We start from the raw sequence: 17,660 nt of genomic DNA on the forward strand, positions 1-17,660 counted from the left end.
ATGGAGACAATTAAATGGGAAAACGCAAATGCACTGGAAATTGGAATGCTTATGGAGATGGCAGAAGACGGCTATGTATTTTGCATCGAAGATGGAAAGATACAGGCTGTTGAAGTCCGGATTTTCAGCTAGCGTGGAAAGGCGGACATTATGTATTATAAAGATGACTTTTATAAGGAGTTCCGGACAGAAAAGGAACTGTGCGAGTGTCTGGAAGAGATAGACAGCCGGGCAGAATGGATCCGGGTCACCAGTAAGAAATTAAAGGTGGCAGCTGCAGGAGAGGAAACCTGTACAGAGGTTCCGGGCATTTCCCTGGAAGCACTGGAAAAAGATACCTTATCTCATTCCAGGCTGGTTCTTATCCTGCCCGAGAGGATCTGTTATATAGGAAATTCAGCAATCAAATCGTTGAAAGGACGGGCCAGGATTGATGGCAAAGCCCTGGCAGATGTCGATAAGAAAACACTGGCAGAGATCTTGAATAAATGCCTGAAGGTTGCAAGAGGAAGAGCACTGATCCGTTTCTGTGAAGGAAAAATAAGGGCAGTCCTGTCCGGTGATGAAAAAGATTATGCCATCATATCCATGCCGGATATGTACATGGTTACCTCGGCATATATCCATGGGGACTATGAGAAGGCAACGTTTTTAAACGGCTATGCAGACCATTATTCTGTTACGGCGTCCTGGCAGCTGGAAGATACGAAACTTACAGATGTTTATAAGGAACTGATGCAGAATTATGGAAGAAAGACCGATAAGGACATAAAAGCAGTTGTACGGATCACTACGTCAGACGTTGGTGTGTCCGGAGCGAATATTTTCTATTCCCTGCAGGAGCCGACAAGAAATGTGATCCTTGGCAATGCCCTGAAGGTTACGCACAAAAACTGTAAAGGAATGGAAGATTTCACGGAAAACATAGAGTCGATCTTCGATTACTACCGGGAAGTCTTAAAAGGGGTCATGCGGCTGTGTGATATCTGGATCGAGCATCCGGCAAATGCCATGGCAGGGATCATGAAGCAGGCGGGATTTGGCAAAAAACTGCTTGCAGAAACCGTGGAGCAGTTTAAGGCTACTACCGGGGATGAGCCATGTAGCGCATACGAGATCTACTGCGGGATCTGTGAATCCATTACCATTGCAAGGCAGGAAAAGACGAATGAGAGAGGACTTTTAGCTCTGGAAGAAAAAATTGCCGGCTGTGTGTCAAAACGCTGGCATGAATATGATATTCCTGGCACTGTAAAATACTAACAGGATTTAAAAGAATGGAGACAGCATGGACTGTCTTTTTTTGATGGGAGGAAAACATGAAGGTTACGAATGGAAAAGATGTGGCAAGGCTGCTGGTAGATGAATACTTGAACTGCCATCCCACCGGACACAAAAAATTTATGGAGTCCATGGCAAAAGAGCAGCAGGAAATAAAAGACAATTACACTTATCTTGGGTTTGCCTGGCTAAAAGGTCTTTCAGAGGTCAGATATTACGATCTTCGAAACGAAGCATCGAAACTGATGGCCGATGATCTGTGTCTGCATGTAAAGGAACAGCCAGAAAGGGTGTGCCTGGTGTATGAAGGTGTAGAGGAAATGGAGATCAATCCTTCAGATGAAGAGCAGATGGCAAAAATGTTTACCTGCTACCTGCTTGCAGGAAGTATGGACGGATATGGGGAATTTGTGGATTATGCCCTTGATACCCACAGGACACTGCAGCAGAACCTGACACGGTTTTTTGTGGAATGGTTTGCAAAAGCAGAAAAAGGCTCTGCATTTTTAAAACGGGCAAAGATGGTGTATTCCAGGTATTCCCTGCCATATATCTAAATTACGGAGGTATGTGATGGATAGAAAACTTCCGGACTGGTTAAAAGAGAGCAGGGAGGCAGAAAAACTGATCGCATGGCTGAAATCGCCGGATTGTGAAGTAAAAGAATTTTCCGGACAGCTGTTTATAAAGGCAAGATATGGAAACTGTTTCTTTTTCTTTGACTGTTTAAAGGAAAACAGAAAAACAGACCGGAACTGGTGTGCCGTGCTCCACATGCCGGAGTATTCCCTTTATGAAGCAGAAGATCTTTTTCTGAAGCCGATCGGGATACCGGATGATTTTGGCTTTCCTGTGCGTGAAGATCTGATTCCGAAACTGGAAACACAGATAAGCCGCATTGGAAAGAAACTTATCCGGGAACAATGGGATGAACTTTTGTTAAAAGGCGGGTATGCAGCTGCACAGATGATCCCGGAGATCAGCAGGGTTTATATCCAGCTAAATGCAGACCGTTTTATTAAAAAAGGAAAGCGGCCGGAGGATCTGATCTATCAGCCGCAGTTTCATTTTGCGGATATGAAGTGGGAATTTTCTGACTGGATGTTTCTGGAATATTTAAGCAACCCACAGCGGGCAGCAGAGCTTTTCGCCCAGAAGTGGCTGCTTGAAAAACTTCCGGAGATCTCAAAAAAGAAGATTTGTATCGGATGTATCCGGGAGGAAATGGAAGAAATGTTAAAAAAGACTGGGACAGGGCCGGAGGCAAGCCTTCCGCGTTCTGCTTAGTATAAAAAATGAAAAAATCAGGAGGAAACGAATAATATGGGTAAATACAATTACATGAATCTGAACCAGAAGATGATCAGGATCCGGAAGAAAGTGCCGAAGCTGATCCGCAAACGGTACAGTGAGGACGTTACTTATGATTTTGTAAAACTGGATGATATTTATGAATGCCTGACACCGGCCCTTAATAAATACGGGGTCGATTTTGACATCTTAAGTGAAAGGCCGACACAGGTGGACGAACAGGGCAATTCCGTGTTTTTAAAGGAAATGGGAGCACTCTGGAGATATGAGGCTGACCTGGAGCTGTGCTGGACCAATGCAGACCGTCCGGGAGACAAGGTACGGAGCTTTTTGCATGTCATTGGAACCAATGAAGCACCGGATAAAGCAAAAGGTGCGGCATGGACGTATGGCCTGAAGTATTACTTCTTAAATAAATTCAACATCATGCAGGCATCTGGAATAGACGATCCGGACATGCGTGGGACGGAAAAAGAAGAAATGCCGAAGCAGGAAGCTTCCGTAAAACCGGAAAAACCGAAAAAGAAACAGGAAAAGGCAGAAAGAAAAGAAACCGCAGCAAAGCAGGAGCAAACGGAACCGGTCAGGGAAAAGAAAACGGACCGTAAAAAACTGCGTGATGGAAATGCCATATCAGAAGGTACTGTAAAAGTGGAATATGCAGTGACGGATACAGAAGAAAACCTTCCTGGACAGATGACTTTTGGAATGGAAGAAAGTGAAAGCGGACTGGAAGAATTTTCCGATGAAGAAACCAAAGCGGAAGATCCGGTTCAGACCGAGGAAATCTCCGTAGATGAGGAAATTACTGCCGAGACGGGTGCAGACGGTTTCCGTGCAGTAGAAGAAACGGATGAAGTTCCATTTGATGAAGATGATGAGATTTCTTTTGATGCAGAAGAAGAGGAAGAAACACCAGAAGAGACTGCTGAGGAAGTGTTGGAGGATATGGCTCACGAAGAGGATGAAGAGGATGAAGTGAAATGGGCAGAAAAGGTTATCTGCAATTTTGGTGTCTATGCCGGAACCCCTCTTGGGGAAATGATGCAGGATGCCAGAGGTTACCAGACGATCAAATGGCTGGTACAGCGTTACAAAGGCCAGAATCAGGAAATACAGAAAGCTGCGAAGATTCTTTTGGATCATGAAAAGGAAATGCAAAAAGCAGCCTGAAAACAGAGAAATAGTTTGAGGTGGCTCCGGGAACGGGGCCATCTTTTATGAAAAGGAGGAAGGCATGTATGCCAGAGAATCGTTTACGATCGCAGAAGTAGCAGATCTTTTGTCAATCCGAAGACTGAGTGATTCTTACCAGGACGAATTTCCGGTGGAATGTCCTTTTTGCGGGGATTTAAGAGGAAAATGCAGTTTTTGCATCCACAAAAATGGAGAACTGAAAAATGTTTACCATTGCTATCATTGCGGAGCATCCGGAAACATGCTGACACTGTATGCGGAACTATCCGGCATTTACGGGAGAAACCGGTATAAAGAAGCCTACCGGGAGATAAAGCAGGCACTTTCTTTTTCTGGAACGGATAAAAGTCAGCAGTCCACGACACGAAATGGGTTCGTTTCTATCGTTCCTAAAAAGAAACGCATTTCCCTTACGGAAGAGGAATGGGATTACCGGGACCATGTATATAAGGAAATGCTCACTTTTCTTAAGCTTAAGGAAACACACCGGAGGAACCTTCTCCTGCGTGGGCTGACGTTAAATGAGGTCCGACAGATGGAAGAACGAGGTTTTTTAAGTACGGATGAGGAGAATTCCGTGGCCATTGCCAGAAAGCTCTTAAAAAAGGGATTTCGCCTGGATGGGGTTCCTGGATTTTTCATCAACCGGGATGGTGACTGGGAAGCTGCTTTTTATAAGAAGAATAACGGGTATCTTTGCCCGGTCCGGGATGGGAAGGAACGGATCATAGGATTCCAGATCCGGCTGGATGTTCCTTTAAAAGAACGGAAGTACCTCTGGTTTACCAGCAGCGGCTTAGAAAAAGGCACATCAAGCGGCAGCCCGGCAGGAATGTTTGGGAAGATAAAGGATGGCACGGTTTACGTAACGGAAGGGATCTTAAAGGCAGAGATCGCATGGATGTGTACAGGAAATCCTTATATCGGAGTCCCTGGAGTTTCCAATCATAAAGGACTGGAAACTGTCTTGCGAAAACTGAAAGAGCAGGGGTTGAAAAGAGTTTACGAATGTTACGACATGGATAAAATGATGGAATTGTCCTGTAAGCACGATGAAAAAAGTGCGTGCCGGCAATGTGAACATGGAATCTATCTGTATCATGGAGAATGCCCCAAAAAGCGCAGAAAGCGGGACATGATCCGAAAAGGCTGTATAAAACTATATGAGATCTGTGAGGAACTGAATGTATCCTGCAAAAGAGTCACATGGGATACCGATGCATCCGGTACCTGGATGGAACACTACAAAGGCGTGGATGACTGGATCCTTCGAAAAGAGGAAAAAGGAAACTGGAAGACGGCATAAAATGTTTGGTCAGATAAAAGGGAAACTGGAATTTTTTTCAGTTTCCTTTTTATCTGGCTGAAAAAGCCGGAAGAAAGGAGAAAGCGATGCAGATAAGAGACGGACCAAAAGAAAACTGCAGGGAAAAAAGCGATCATGAAAGGAGAACGTGCACTTGGAAAAAAACTGGAAGAAAAGATGGATGGCGGGTGCGATGGCTTTTGCTCTGTGCTGCACTACGCTCTTGCAGACGGGAGCTTCTGCAGTATCCGCCGCTGAGGTGGGAGGCGTTTCCGCACAGAGCGAGACGCAGATCGAGGTACAGACAGAAACACAGACAGAAACGCAGACGGAGAAAAGCGAGGAGGAACTGATCGAGGAAACCGTTGCTGATCCGGAACTTGCGCTTATGGTTACCGAAGGGGAAGCCTTTGATATCCAGAATGATTTTACAGGACTGAAACTCTCTGACGGAGACCATGTGGAACTGAAAAAAGCAGCAATGGAAGACGGGACTGTATTTGATTATAACCATGCGGGGACCTATAAATGCGTATATCTTGTTACGCCCGCATCGGGGGAAGCCTATCTGGTTGCCAGAAACATTACTGTGACACCAAGGGAAGCAGAAACAGATGGATCCAATGGCGGCCAGGAACAGGAAAGCGGCGATGACGAACCGGAGGCAGACCCCGTCCTCCCGACTATAAGCCCGGAAGATGCCCCGGAAACTCTGGAAGAGCCGGAAGAAACGGAGGAGCCAGAAGAAGAGGAAGCAGAAGGATTTTCCGATGAGAAAACAGAGGATGGAAGCCATCAGGTTGACATCGTACAGGGAAATGAATTCAATATTGAACTGGACCACGAGGACGGACGTTACCAGACGGGGGAGACGGTCAACTTTTCCGGTGATATCCCGCAGGGAAGCCTGATCGCAGTGGGAACAAGTCTTGTCGAAGCAAACCAGACAGAGAATACCGAAGATCTTCTGTATGCAGAAGTAAGCTACGATGAGGGAACAAATTCCTTCAGCTTTGAGATGCCGGAAGATGATGTTGCATTAAATGTGCTATATGACCAGGCTGAGGGCGGTATTAGTACCGTGGCAGCTTCCGATGGAGACTTGTGGGATGATTCAACAGACATTGAAGCTAATACCTATTACTATTATTCAGATGGAAAACTGCATCCTTTTGATTCTGTTATGGGACAGGGCGGAAATGATTCCTATAAGTATATCCGTTACAAAGCAGGCGGAAAGACTTATACCGTCTATGCATACTGCATGCAGCACAGTAAACAGTCCCCGCCAAGTGGAACGACTTATAAAAATATGGTCGAACTGGATGAAGGCGGCGATGACCGTTATTTAAGGAAGGCCATGTTTTACGGATATGGCGGTCCCGGATGGGGCGGCACATTCAACGGCTATAATATCAAATCCATCATGGAAAAATACGGCTGTTCCTCCGAGACCCGTGCAATGCAGCATTATCTGGTCGATTATTTATATGACGGGGAATCCGGATTTGGCGGCTCCCTTTCGACAACTGCCAAAAACATGTTAAAAGAGATCAAGGCAGCCCTTGCAAAGATGCCGGATCCAACGACCATGGAGCTGACACCTGGGCTCAGTGCTTCTGCAAATGGAAACCAGAGCCCGACCTTCACATGGAAGGCAAACGCAGCTTTTGTGATCACAATCCATCTGGAAAACGGGGTCTCCCTTGTAAATGAGACGACAGGAAAAACCGGGACCGGAAATGTGAGCGTAAAGGGCGGTGAAAAATTCCATCTGGAAGCAACCACCCAGAATATTGGAAGCCTGAAAGGAAAATATGCGATCACATCCAACTATCCGCTTAATTTCCATGCCATGCTCTTAAAGCTGGCGAACAGCCAGGATATCGGCTTTGGATATTATACCGATACACTGGAGCTGAACCTGGAGGTAGACTGGCCGGATGAAGCAACGGTCAAGATCATCAAAAAAGATAAGGGAAGCAACGCGCTCCTTGCAGGTGCCGTTTACGGCATCTATGCAGATGAAGCCTGCACGAAACTTATCAAAAAAATGCCGGCAACAAATGCAAAAGGGGAATCCGAAGTAAAGATCACCAAAACACAGGATACCGTTTACCTTCGTGAGATTTCAGGCCCGTCCGGATATGTGCTGGATACCAAAGCCTATGGGGTAAAGCTGGTCGTGGGGCAGACCGCTTCCAAGAACTTAACGGATAAAGAGCAAAAGGGTGCACTCACCATTTATAAAGAAGGAGAAGTGCTCACCGGAGCTGCCGTCACGGAAAATGGTGTGACATTTACCTACGAAAAACGGAAATTGAAAGGAGCCGTTTACAGTGTTTATGCAGGTGCAGATATCAAGGCGGCAGATGGCACCCTCATCTATAAAAAAGGTGCGCTTGTCAAGGATAATCTGGTTACCGGAGATGACGGAAGCGTTACGTTAAAAGATCTCTATCTTGGCACCTACACAGTAACCGAGACGAAGGCTCCGGATAATTATGTATGCAAAGGAGAGTCCAAGACTGTTGAGCTTGTGTATGCAGGCCAGACCGTAGAAGTGCAGACTGGCAGTGCAACATTTTTAAATGAACGCCAGAAGGCAGCAGTCCGTGTGGAAAAACAGGACGAAGAGACCAAAAATCCGCTCTCTGGAGGTATTTACGGGCTGTATGCAGCAGAAGATATCAAAGTTGATGGTAAGACCGTTGTTCCCAAAGGAACACTGATTGAAAAAGCAACGACCGGAGCCGATGGAAAAGCTTCTTATAAAGCGGAACTTCCGATCAATTACAGCTACAGCATCCGGGAGATCCAGGCACCGGAACTTTACCTTAGAAACAGTGAGGATACTTACACCTTCACTTTTAAGTTTACCAATGATAAGGAAGAAAAGGTAAACTTTAGCCATACCTTTACAAATAAGCGTGTAAATGCAACGATCGACCTGGTAAAAGAAGACAGCGAGACAGGAAACAGCGCACAGGGAGATGCCGTATTTGAAGGAGCCATTTACGGGCTCTATGCAAGGGAAGACATTAACCATCCGGATGGCAGGAGCGGAGTCCTTTATAAAAAGGACGAGCAGGTAGCTACCCTGACGACCGATAAAGCGGGAAAAGCAAGCGTAAGCAACCTGTATCTTGGAAAGTATTATTTGAAGGAGATCACGCCTCCAGTAGGTTATCTTCTGGACGAAGAGGAGCATGATGTAAACTGTAACTACGAAGGAGACCAGGTAGAGACGGTAAAACGAAATACCGTTTCCAAAGAAAACGTGATCAAACAGCCATTCCAGTTGATCAAAGCAGCGGATAATGATAAGACCGATGCGGATCTTTTAAAAGGTGCCGGATTCTCTGCTTATCTGATCAGCAGCCTGACTGTAAAGGACGATGGAAGCTATGACTTTACAAATGCGACCCCGACCGTTCTTACGGAAGACGGAAAAACAGAAATGTTTACCGATGAACGCGGCTATGCGTGCAGCATCCCGATTCCTTATGGACGCTACATTGTCCGTGAGACTACAACACCGCATAATTTTATGCCGGTAGATGATTTTATCGTAACCGTAACCGAGAACAGCAGCACACCGCAGGTATGGAGAGTCCTTTTGGACGATGAGTTCAAAGCAAAGCTTAAGATCGTGAAACAGGATGATGAGACCAAACAGCCGGTCCTCCTTGCCAATACAGAATTCAAAGTGTATGACCTGGATGCGAAAAAGTATGTGGAACAGGTAACGACCTATCCAAATACGGTTGTCCATAAATCCTATTTTACGGACGAAAATGGTTACCTGATCCTTCCGGAATCCTTAAAATGCGGAAATTACAGGATCGAGGAAGTGAGCGCGCCGGATGGCTACACCCAGAATACCCAGTATGTGGAGATCAAAGTTGACAAGAATACAGCTTATCAGATGGATTCTGTCAGCGGGGATGCCATCATTACCGTGACCTATGAAAACCATCCGGTCAAAGGTAAACTGGTGATCCATAAATCCGGTGAAACCTTAAAATCCTTTAAAAAGGATTTTGTATACGAAGAAACTTCCCTGGAAGGGGCAGAATTTGAAATCTACGCAGCAGAAGATATTTTCACACCGGATCATCAGGTGGACGAGCAGGGAAACCGTCACGTGATTTATGCAAAGGATACCCTGGTAAAAACAGTGACCACTGATAAAAATGGGGAAGCTGTTATCAAAGATCTTCCGCTTGGAAAATACCGTGTGAAAGAAACAAAAACACCGGCCGGATTTGTCTTAAATCCAGACAGTCAGGAAGTATCCTTTATCTATAAGGATCAGAACACACCGGAGATCGAAGAAAAACTGGAATTTTCCAATGAACGCCAGAAAGTAGAGCTGAGTGTGGAAAAACAGGATGCCGAGACCGGAAAGACTTTAAAAGGTGCAACCTTTGGATTATACAATAAAGAAGCAATTTCTTCCGGCGACAAGGTAATCGTAAAAGCAGATACACTGCTTCAGGAGATCACAAGCAACGAAAAAGGTAAGGCAGCGTTTACGCTGGATCTTCCGCTTGGCAGATACTATGTGAAAGAACTGCAGGCGCCGGCGGGTTATGTATCTTCCGATGAGATCCTGGAATTTGATGCCACATACCAGGGCCAGGACGTAAAAACGATCAAATTAAAATCCGTGAAGAAAAACCAGCCGACAACGGTAGAAGTAACAAAAGCAGATATCACGACCGGAACAGAACTTGACGGGGCTTCCATGAGTGTACTGGATAAGGATGGCAACGTGATCGATTCCTGGACATCCGTAAAAGATTCCCCACATGTGATCAAGCGACTTCAGGTTGGAAAAACTTACATTCTGCGTGAGGAGCTTGCACCATACGGTTACTTACGTGCAACAGACGTAGAGTTTACGATCTCTGATACTGCAGAAGTACAGAAAGTCAAAATGGAGGATGAAGTCCCGGTAGCAAGACTTCTGGTAAACAAGAAAGGGGAATTCTTAGACAGCGTATCCCTTCTTGACAATGCAAAAGGCATGATCGAGCACCTGTTCAACTATGTGACCGGAAACCTGACTGATGTAACCTTCAATGTTTACGCGGCAGAAGCCATCCGGCAGATCTATTATAATGCAGGAAGTGGATATACGGTAGCTTCCTACATGACCAATGAAGATTTACCGGAGGAAGTAAAAAAACAAAAGAATGGAAATTATGGAATATTTCAGGCATTTGGAACCGAACTTCCGACAAACGAAGGCCTGGATGTGGAACTGACTGGAGACTGGAAACCCACAAAATATGGAATGCAGTATAGTGTGAGCAATTTTTCAGTAACCATGCCAACCACAAAAGAAGGTATTCGGACTTATTTGTCGTCATCCCTGATCAAAGGGATCGGACCGGCAATGGCAGCCCGCATCGTAGAAACGTTTGGGGAAGACACACTGAATGTTTTTAATGACAGCCCGGAGAAACTCCTTCAGGTAAAAGGAATTACGCAGAAACGCTTAGATGATATTCTGGAAGGATATCAAAAAAGCAGTTCCATCCGGGAACTGATGATGTATTTGTCCCCTTTTGGGGTGACTCCTGCAAAAGCTTCAAAAATACAGGAGAAATTTGGTCCTGCTGCAGTTATGATCGTGAAAGAGGAGCCTTTCCGGCTCTGTGAGGTTCATGGATTTGGATTTCTGACTGTTGACCAGATTGCAGTAAAGGCAAAACATTTCCGTGCAGATGATCCCCTTCGCATTAAGGCTGCTATTTTGCATATTATGTCAGAAGCAGAAGGCGAAGGACATTTGTATTTAAAAAGAGAGGACATTATAGAACGTGTCGAAAAACTTTTAAATCACAACAAAGATGTTTCACCGGTCTCTGAACGGGCAATCCGGGATACAGGCAATGATATGATCCATACAGATGGAAGCCTGGTCTGCCACGATGGAGGGTTTTATACACGCAAAAGCTTCCAGGCCGAACTGGGAGCTGCTGCCGCATTAGTCAGGCTCCATATGCAGACGGGAATGGCTGTAAATGTTGACCGTATTTTAAGAAAGATCCAGAAAGAACAGGATATTATTTTGAATGCGAAACAGCAGGTGGCAGTAAAAAATGTCTTTGAAAACCCGATATCCATCATTACAGGAGGACCCGGCAGAGGAAAGACTACGGTGATCCGTTTCATCATTGCTGTACAGGAAGCATTGGATAAAAATGCGGTGATCCTTTTATGTGCACCTACAGGCATCGCCAGAAGGCGAATGCGGGAATGTACAGAGTATCCAGCTCTGACGATCCATAAATCCATAGGGCTTACTGGAGAAGCTGGAGAGGAAGAATGGAAGAACGAGCAGCCAATTCCAGATGACCTGATCATAGCAGATGAGTTCAGCATGGTCGATATGTATCTGGCGGATAAACTGTTTTCCAGTATTAAATCCGGTGCCAGACTGGTCCTGGTGGGTGATAAAGATCAGATCGAATCCGTAGGGCCTGGAAAAGTATTTCAGGAGATCATTGATTCCGGCGTATTTCCGGTAACTGTCTTAGATGAATGTTTCCGACAGGAAGGGAATTCCACCATCAGCCAGAATGCCATTAAGATCAATAAGAATCAGCTGGATCTGGTGTTTGATGATACCTTTCAGTTTATTCCGGCTTCCACACCGGAGGAGGCTTCGCGAAAGATACAGAAAATCTATCGAAAAGAAGTACTGCAGAGAAACGGTTCTCTGGAAGAAGTGCAGGTGATGTCACCGCTTCGAAAAGATACGGAAGCAGGTACGGATGCATTGAATCTGGTATTGCGTGACATTGCGAATCCAAAGCGTTTCGGTTATCCGGAAATCACAAATGGCAGGAATACTTACCGGGAAGGTGACCGGGTCATGCAGACAAAAAACAACGATGAAGTAGCAAATGGCGACATTGGAGAAGTCATAGGGATTTTTCGGAAAGATCAAAAAATGGTCATGCGTGTAGATTTTGGGGATGGCCGGGTCATGGAATATCAGGAGGAAGACTATTGGCCGCTGACACTGGCATATGCGATTACGGTACATAAGGCTCAGGGCAGTGAATATCCGATGGCAATCCTTCCAATGCTTCCATGTTTCCGGTGGATGCTTCGCAGAAACATTTTCTATACAGCAGTAACAAGAGCCAGAGAAAGGTTTATAATTGTGGGAAGCAAACGTGCAATCGCACAGGCTATCCGGACGGATTACATCAGCCGGCGAAACACCATGTTTGGGTACCGTATCCGAAAAATATATGAAGCAATCCTGGAACAGGAAAAGAGCGCATAAAGAATGAATGACAGGCAGACGTTGGAAAAATCCAATGCTCTGCCTGTTTCTTTCCTTCGTATGCAGAAAATTACATAATGAAAGAGGAGGGAACAAAATGCCAGATCTTTGTTTTTATGCACCATGGATTATGAAAGAACCCATTCCGGACCCATTTCGGATGATGTTGGAAAAAGCAGGGAAAAAACGGATCAGCTATGATGAAGCGGATTGTTCCATGCGAAATATCAGGAAGCAGGGAAAAGTCTCCCGCCTTCATGGGCCTACGTTACATGCTCTTCTGACACTGATTCAGATCCGGAAAGAAAAAGACTCTGGTGCTGCCGGTATACAAAGGGGCAGGGATGCCATAAATTATTTCTGCATGGAATATCCTGGAAATCAGGGAAAGTATGTAATGACTTATAATTCGAAAAACGGACGTTTCAGTGGGATTTTAAAGACAGAAGAAAAAACGAGAAGCTTCCGGGAATCCGGGAGGGCAAAAACACAGGCGAGCAGTACCTGGCCCTTTTGGCTTATGCCAATCTGGTCCCGGATAATCCTTTATTTAACGAAGAGTTCCAAAAAAATTTCTACATACTTGAAGAACAGGAAAAAAAGGAATGGGAAGACATGGAAGCTGCACTGAGGGCGGCATTTATCTGTTGCGATGCCATGTACTGCGAAGTAATAGCAAATCCGCAGCAGGCGGTCCCGCTGGAAAAGAGCCAGTTCCGTGCAGAGGAACTGGAGGATGTGCTTCCGGAATATAAAATTGCGGCCGGGGTATATGCACCAAACGATGAAATCTATGGAAAGTTTCATGTGCTTTTGCCTGTAAATGAGAAGACAAAAAGAACACTTTTTGAATTAAAACAGATCTACTCTGGCAGATGGGATGTAAATGAAAGGACAAAAGAAAGGATCCCTTCGCTTCCAGAAGACTATCTGGTAAGTAAGGAAGCTGAAGAAATCCTGCAGATGGTGGATAAGACACCGGCAAGGCTGTTTATGATGACAGGCGATGCCGGTACTGGAAAGACAACGGATGCCAGAATGATCGCCCAGATCTTAGGGCTTCCATATTATGTGTTCACCTGTGGACCCGGAACGGATGAACTGGAACTTTTAGCGACCACCGTACCAAATATGGGAGGAACAGCGCATCTGGAAATGGAATTGCCACGTCTGGAAGACATTGAAATGGATCCGGCTTCAGCTCTTGCAACGGTAAATGGCATTTATGAAGAGGGGATCAGCCGGGAAAAAGCTTTTCAGGAGATCCTGAAAGCAGTTTATGAAAAAGGCTATGAAAAGTCGAAAAATGAAAAAGACTTCCTATTAAAAGAGTCAGAAATCGTAAAGGCATGCAGGGAACCATCTGTGATTGAAATTCAGGAGCCGGCCATGATTGAAAAACCTGGGACACTTACGAGATTAAACTCCCTGTTTGACGATGGAGCTGTAACCGATCTGGTAAATGGAGAACAGATACGGAGAAATCCGGATACGATTGTGATCATGACCACTAATCTGGATTATGTTGGCTGTCAGAACTTCAACCAGTCAGTTCTTTCCCGAATGAACCTGATTCAGCCAAAGGAAGCCCTGACAGAAGAGGAAATGGCAAAAAGGGCAATGAAAAGAACCGGGTTTAAAAACAAAGAACTTCTGTCCTTTATGGCTGCCACGGTCTGCAAGATCCATGAATATTTGATTGAACAGGACATTACGGATGGCGTATGCGGATACCGGGAATTGGAAAACTGGGTGTTAAGTTACATGGTTTCCAATGATCTCAGGAGGTCAGCATGGACAGCACTGCTCAGCAAAGCATCCATGGACAGGGAAGAACAGGGAACTATGGAACGCATCTTTCTTCTTCCTCATTGTGATGTGGATTAAAAACGGATGGAGGAAACGAATGAAAAAGGCTTTATACCGGAAACGGATATGTGCAGAGAAAGAAAAACTGACACCGGAAAAAGTATTTCATACGCCGCAGTATCGTGATCTTTTGACCTCGATCGGGCATGAAATCACGGGTGGAAAGTTGACTACATTACGGGTTATACGATGATAAAAATTCGGGGATTGCAGGATGGAATCAGGGAGAAACAGTTGCCGTAAATCTTGGAAACCAGATTACGTCAAGTTTTCTGACACTGGAATTAAAAAGTGACAGCCTGATCGGGATTCTGGGACATGAATGCGGACATTACCGGTATACGGATTCTGCACTTAGAAAAAGGTATGCCGAGCATATGTTAAATGGTAGCTGGTATCCAAAGGAGCCAGTACCGGAAAATGCACAGGAAAAAGAGGCATTGGATGCGATGAATGTCTACTTTGAAAGAAAAGATAAAGCAATCCTTTCTATCTTTCTGCAGACAGCATCTTATCTCAGCAATCTTTTGAATGATATGTACATAGAAGAGAAGATGTGCGCCCTTTTTCCGGGAAGCATCCGCAGGGGAATCCTTATGAATCGTGACCGAAATGTGGAATGGCTTCCAACACTTAGGGAAATGCTGGAAACGGAGAAAGACAGGTTATCTATTCTTATGAACCTGTGTGCACAGTATGCCTTGTCTTCAAGGGTCAATGCCTGGGATGGTGCGGATTACGAGCTTATTGATACACTAAAACTGCTTATGCCGGTCATTGATGAAGCGGGAAAGGCAGCAGATGACATGGAGAGATATCTTGCCACCAACCATATCCTTCTGATGATCTGGAAATATTTTGCGGAAATCATAGATGAAATAGAGAAGAACAGTACAGAAAATGAAGAGCAAAAGCCAGAACAGGAAGAGCGTGAAGGGCAAGAGGAAAACCCGAATGAATCCGAAGAAGAACCGGAGGAAGAAAAGCAGGGTAACACAGGGTCACAGACTGAGCAAAATGAAGATAAGATCAGAAAAGAGGATACGGAACAGGAGTCGGAAACAGAAGACAAAACAGAAAGAAACGGAAAGGATCAGGAAACGGAAGACCCTGAAAACGGGCGCACTGCAGAGCTTCAGAAATTTCTGCAGCAGCTGTGTGAAAATCTTCCGAAATGTGTCAGGGAGTCTGGTGGCTTCGAAGACAAACAGAATGAATGTGGCATCCCTGCCTCAGAAACGGAAGCATCCAGTGATAATGCCTTACAAAAAATCCTTTATGAAATGGCGAAAGAGACGCTTGATGAAAAGATACAGAAAGAAATTTTCGAACATCTTCAAAAGGAATTGATGGAGATACCGTTTGAAGAAGGCCATGACCTGGTACAGAAAAAACTTTGCCGTAAGACCGAGATATCAGATTTTTTAAAATTACTGACAGAAAAGTATGAGGGGCAGCTTGAACAGGTAAAAAAGAGACTTCGCCTGAAACTGCTTCCTATATTGAAAAATCAGAAAGAACGCACGGAACATAAGCTTTTTCTTGGACGTCGGGTAGATCTTCGAAACATAGCTGCACCGTCTGGGGCAGTATTTAAGAAACAACAGCCAGGAAAAAAGCTGGATATCTGTGTGGCTGTGCTGGTCGATAATTCTTTTTCCATGTGTGGGGAACGGATGGATCATGCCATTCTTGCAGCACTTTGCCTGTATGATTTTTGTATGGAATCAGAAATACCGGTTTTGGTGTGCGGACATCATACAGATGGATACCGGCATGAGAACCTGAAAGACGAAACGGTGTATCTGCATTGCTGCGCAGATTTTGAAACGGATGAAAAGGATCGGTTCCGGATCGCTGGTATGCAGCCTTATGGAAGCAACCGGGATGGAACTGCATTGTGGTATGCTGGCAGCCGTCTTTTGGAACGACCGGAAAAGCAGAAACTGCTGTTTGTGATCAGTGATGGTGCACCTAATGCAAACCAGTATGGAGGCACAGGGGCAAAAAGGGACCTTCAGAAGATTCGGAAAAAGCTGCTGCAGCAGGGAGTATTCTTTCAGGCGGCTGCGATCGGAAGCGACAAGGAAGCAATTCAGGAAATTTATGAGGAATCTTTTCTGGATATTACGGATCTTGAACAGCTTCCGGCTCTTCTGACAAAGAAACTGCTGCGTTTTATCAGGAGGTAAGGATGAACAGGAAAAACAGGAAAGAAAAAGAACAGAATACGGATGTATCAAAGCAGATCTGTGTTCATAAGACACAGAATACGTTACTGGAATTTAATAGCTTTTTGCGGATGGCAGAACCAAAGGATTTCTGGCATCTTCACGAAGACTTTGCCAGCGATTATTCCAGGATCCGGGCTGTTATGGTTGACTACAGCAAAGAAGACAGCATCAGCGTTTATGCAAATCTGAGTCCGGAAATCATAAAATACGTGTATTCCCGTATATGGAATAATGTACAGGAATTTAAATTCTTCCAGCAAAAGATCTTTTGCGAGGATAAAAATTCCAACACGGGAAGAGTTACAGTATTTTCCATACAGAGGAAGGTTCGCAACAACAAAGGAGAAGTTTTAAATTATCCGTGGGTTGTCAGGATACAGAATGGCACCGGTATAGCGATGCATAATGCCAATGGCGGGCAGTATTGTAAAAAAGACAGCTACCGGAAAGAAAAAGAGGTTACCATACAGCTGAAAGATGAGGAAATCTTCACACTGTTTGCAAGAACTTCTGCTGTGATCCGGGCATTTGAACAGGACTGCATGACACGCCGCAGACAGGCTGGAAATTTCCAGAACTTGTACAGAATGGTAGAAAAACTCATTGTGGGAACTGAGGAGGAAAAAGATAATGCTGCGTAAAATAATAAAGAAGAACACATTAAAATGGAAAAAAATCTATGCGGAACAGCTTCTTGATATGATGGACGAGGAAGAAAATGCTTTACAGAAGATTTATCTGACAGGGTATGTACTTGAACTGAAAAAGGACCGGTATTTTGCCGGATGGTACAAAGGCCGGATCGTTTGCCGTTCCCTGGAGTATGCACGTTATTTTCCGAGTGCTGAGGCAGCGGAAGAGTATGTACATAAGTATCTGGGATTTGCAGGCATGACCTGTTATATCTGCCATGTAAACTGGACGCTGGCTTCCTGCGAGAGTGAAAATATGGAAGATAACTTGTTAGAGGAAAATGGTAAGATCCTTTCGTTTGCAAATTATGCAGATGTAAAGCAATACCAGAAACAGCGAGGCATGGAACATTCTACAATGGCGATCACTTATGCAAGCCGGAAAAAGAAGATTATCCTGGCAGCATAAGAACAATTTTGGGGGACTGGCGAACAGTCCCCTTTTTATATGGGAAAACAGG

General features: G+C 44.9%; 13 protein-coding genes. All 13 read left to right on the top strand.

Annotated features, from left to right (window positions below; all coding sequences use genetic code 11):
- The 13 genes from NQ503_RS08315 (at position 1) to NQ503_RS08375 (ending at position 17,608) form a co-directional block, all read left to right on the top strand.
- Positions 1-132: a hypothetical protein gene (locus NQ503_RS08315; RefSeq protein WP_005423021.1), complete on the top strand. Its 132-nt coding sequence runs from the start codon at positions 1-3 to the stop codon at positions 130-132.
- 18 nt (positions 133-150) lie between these two features.
- Positions 151-1,263, top strand: coding sequence for a hypothetical protein (locus NQ503_RS08320; RefSeq protein ID WP_005423018.1), 1,113 nt, complete (start codon positions 151-153; stop codon positions 1,261-1,263).
- A gap of 56 nt (positions 1,264-1,319) precedes the next feature.
- Positions 1,320-1,838: a hypothetical protein gene (locus tag NQ503_RS08325; protein ID WP_173903351.1), complete on the top strand. Its 519-nt coding sequence runs from the start codon at positions 1,320-1,322 to the stop codon at positions 1,836-1,838.
- Positions 1,839-1,854: 16 nt separating this feature from the next.
- Complete coding sequence (locus tag NQ503_RS08330; protein WP_005423011.1) at positions 1,855-2,568, top strand: hypothetical protein; 714 nt, start codon at positions 1,855-1,857, stop codon at positions 2,566-2,568.
- A gap of 36 nt (positions 2,569-2,604) precedes the next feature.
- Positions 2,605-3,765: an ERF family protein gene (locus NQ503_RS08335; RefSeq protein WP_005423009.1), complete on the top strand. Its 1,161-nt coding sequence runs from the start codon at positions 2,605-2,607 to the stop codon at positions 3,763-3,765.
- A 64-nt stretch (positions 3,766-3,829) separates the two neighbouring features.
- A complete protein-coding gene (locus NQ503_RS08340; RefSeq protein ID WP_005423007.1) occupies positions 3,830-5,095 on the top strand; it encodes a DNA primase in 1,266 nt (421 codons plus the stop codon).
- Between the two features lie 388 nt (positions 5,096-5,483).
- A complete protein-coding gene (gene recD2, locus NQ503_RS08345) occupies positions 5,484-12,404 on the top strand; it encodes an SF1B family DNA helicase RecD2 (RefSeq protein ID WP_242650133.1) in 6,921 nt (2,306 codons plus the stop codon).
- A gap of 97 nt (positions 12,405-12,501) precedes the next feature.
- Positions 12,502-13,035: a hypothetical protein gene (locus NQ503_RS08350; protein ID WP_154648308.1), complete on the top strand. Its 534-nt coding sequence runs from the start codon at positions 12,502-12,504 to the stop codon at positions 13,033-13,035.
- On the top strand, positions 13,020-14,291 hold the full coding sequence (locus NQ503_RS08355; protein ID WP_005423001.1) for a P-loop NTPase family protein: 1,272 nt from the start codon (positions 13,020-13,022) through the stop codon (positions 14,289-14,291). Before NQ503_RS08350 ends, NQ503_RS08355 begins: the two co-directional genes overlap by 16 nt.
- A gap of 19 nt (positions 14,292-14,310) precedes the next feature.
- Positions 14,311-14,466 (top strand): hypothetical protein, encoded by a 156-nt coding sequence (locus NQ503_RS08360; protein WP_154648307.1) that lies wholly within the window; start codon positions 14,311-14,313, stop codon positions 14,464-14,466.
- Positions 14,467-14,650: 184 nt separating this feature from the next.
- Positions 14,651-16,465: a cobaltochelatase CobT-related protein gene (locus tag NQ503_RS08365; RefSeq protein WP_005422997.1), complete on the top strand. Its 1,815-nt coding sequence runs from the start codon at positions 14,651-14,653 to the stop codon at positions 16,463-16,465.
- A 2-nt stretch (positions 16,466-16,467) separates the two neighbouring features.
- Positions 16,468-17,148 carry a hypothetical protein gene (locus tag NQ503_RS08370; protein ID WP_005422993.1) on the top strand — a complete coding sequence of 227 codons (681 nt, stop codon included), beginning with the start codon at positions 16,468-16,470 and terminating at the stop codon, positions 17,146-17,148.
- Positions 17,138-17,608, top strand: coding sequence for a hypothetical protein (locus tag NQ503_RS08375; protein WP_005422991.1), 471 nt, complete (start codon positions 17,138-17,140; stop codon positions 17,606-17,608). Before NQ503_RS08370 ends, NQ503_RS08375 begins: the two co-directional genes overlap by 11 nt.
- The last annotated feature ends 52 nt before the right edge of the window (positions 17,609-17,660 follow it).

Source organism: Blautia obeum ATCC 29174, assembly GCF_025147765.1.
In the GTDB taxonomy this organism is placed as follows: domain Bacteria; phylum Bacillota; class Clostridia; order Lachnospirales; family Lachnospiraceae; genus Blautia_A; species Blautia_A obeum.

What these genes read in the sequence shown, in the direction of transcription:
- NQ503_RS08375 (WP_005422991.1), top strand. Translation starts at nt 17,138, where the DNA reads ATGCTGCGTAAAATAATAAAGAAGAACACATTAAAATGGAAAAAAATC.
- NQ503_RS08350 (WP_154648308.1), top strand. Translation starts at nt 12,502, where the DNA reads ATGCCAGATCTTTGTTTTTATGCACCATGGATTATGAAAGAACCCATT.
- NQ503_RS08370 (WP_005422993.1), top strand. Translation starts at nt 16,468, where the DNA reads ATGAACAGGAAAAACAGGAAAGAAAAAGAACAGAATACGGATGTATCA.
- NQ503_RS08355 (WP_005423001.1), top strand. Translation starts at nt 13,020, where the DNA reads ATGGAAGCTGCACTGAGGGCGGCATTTATCTGTTGCGATGCCATGTAC.
- recD2 (WP_242650133.1), top strand. Translation starts at nt 5,484, where the DNA reads ATGGTTACCGAAGGGGAAGCCTTTGATATCCAGAATGATTTTACAGGA.
- NQ503_RS08360 (WP_154648307.1), top strand. Translation starts at nt 14,311, where the DNA reads ATGAAAAAGGCTTTATACCGGAAACGGATATGTGCAGAGAAAGAAAAA.
- NQ503_RS08340 (WP_005423007.1), top strand. Translation starts at nt 3,830, where the DNA reads ATGTATGCCAGAGAATCGTTTACGATCGCAGAAGTAGCAGATCTTTTG.
- NQ503_RS08365 (WP_005422997.1), top strand. Translation starts at nt 14,651, where the DNA reads ATGTTAAATGGTAGCTGGTATCCAAAGGAGCCAGTACCGGAAAATGCA.
- NQ503_RS08335 (WP_005423009.1), top strand. Translation starts at nt 2,605, where the DNA reads ATGGGTAAATACAATTACATGAATCTGAACCAGAAGATGATCAGGATC.
- NQ503_RS08320 (WP_005423018.1), top strand. Translation starts at nt 151, where the DNA reads ATGTATTATAAAGATGACTTTTATAAGGAGTTCCGGACAGAAAAGGAA.
- NQ503_RS08315 (WP_005423021.1), top strand. Translation starts at nt 1, where the DNA reads ATGGAGACAATTAAATGGGAAAACGCAAATGCACTGGAAATTGGAATG.
- NQ503_RS08330 (WP_005423011.1), top strand. Translation starts at nt 1,855, where the DNA reads ATGGATAGAAAACTTCCGGACTGGTTAAAAGAGAGCAGGGAGGCAGAA.
- NQ503_RS08325 (WP_173903351.1), top strand. Translation starts at nt 1,320, where the DNA reads ATGAAGGTTACGAATGGAAAAGATGTGGCAAGGCTGCTGGTAGATGAA.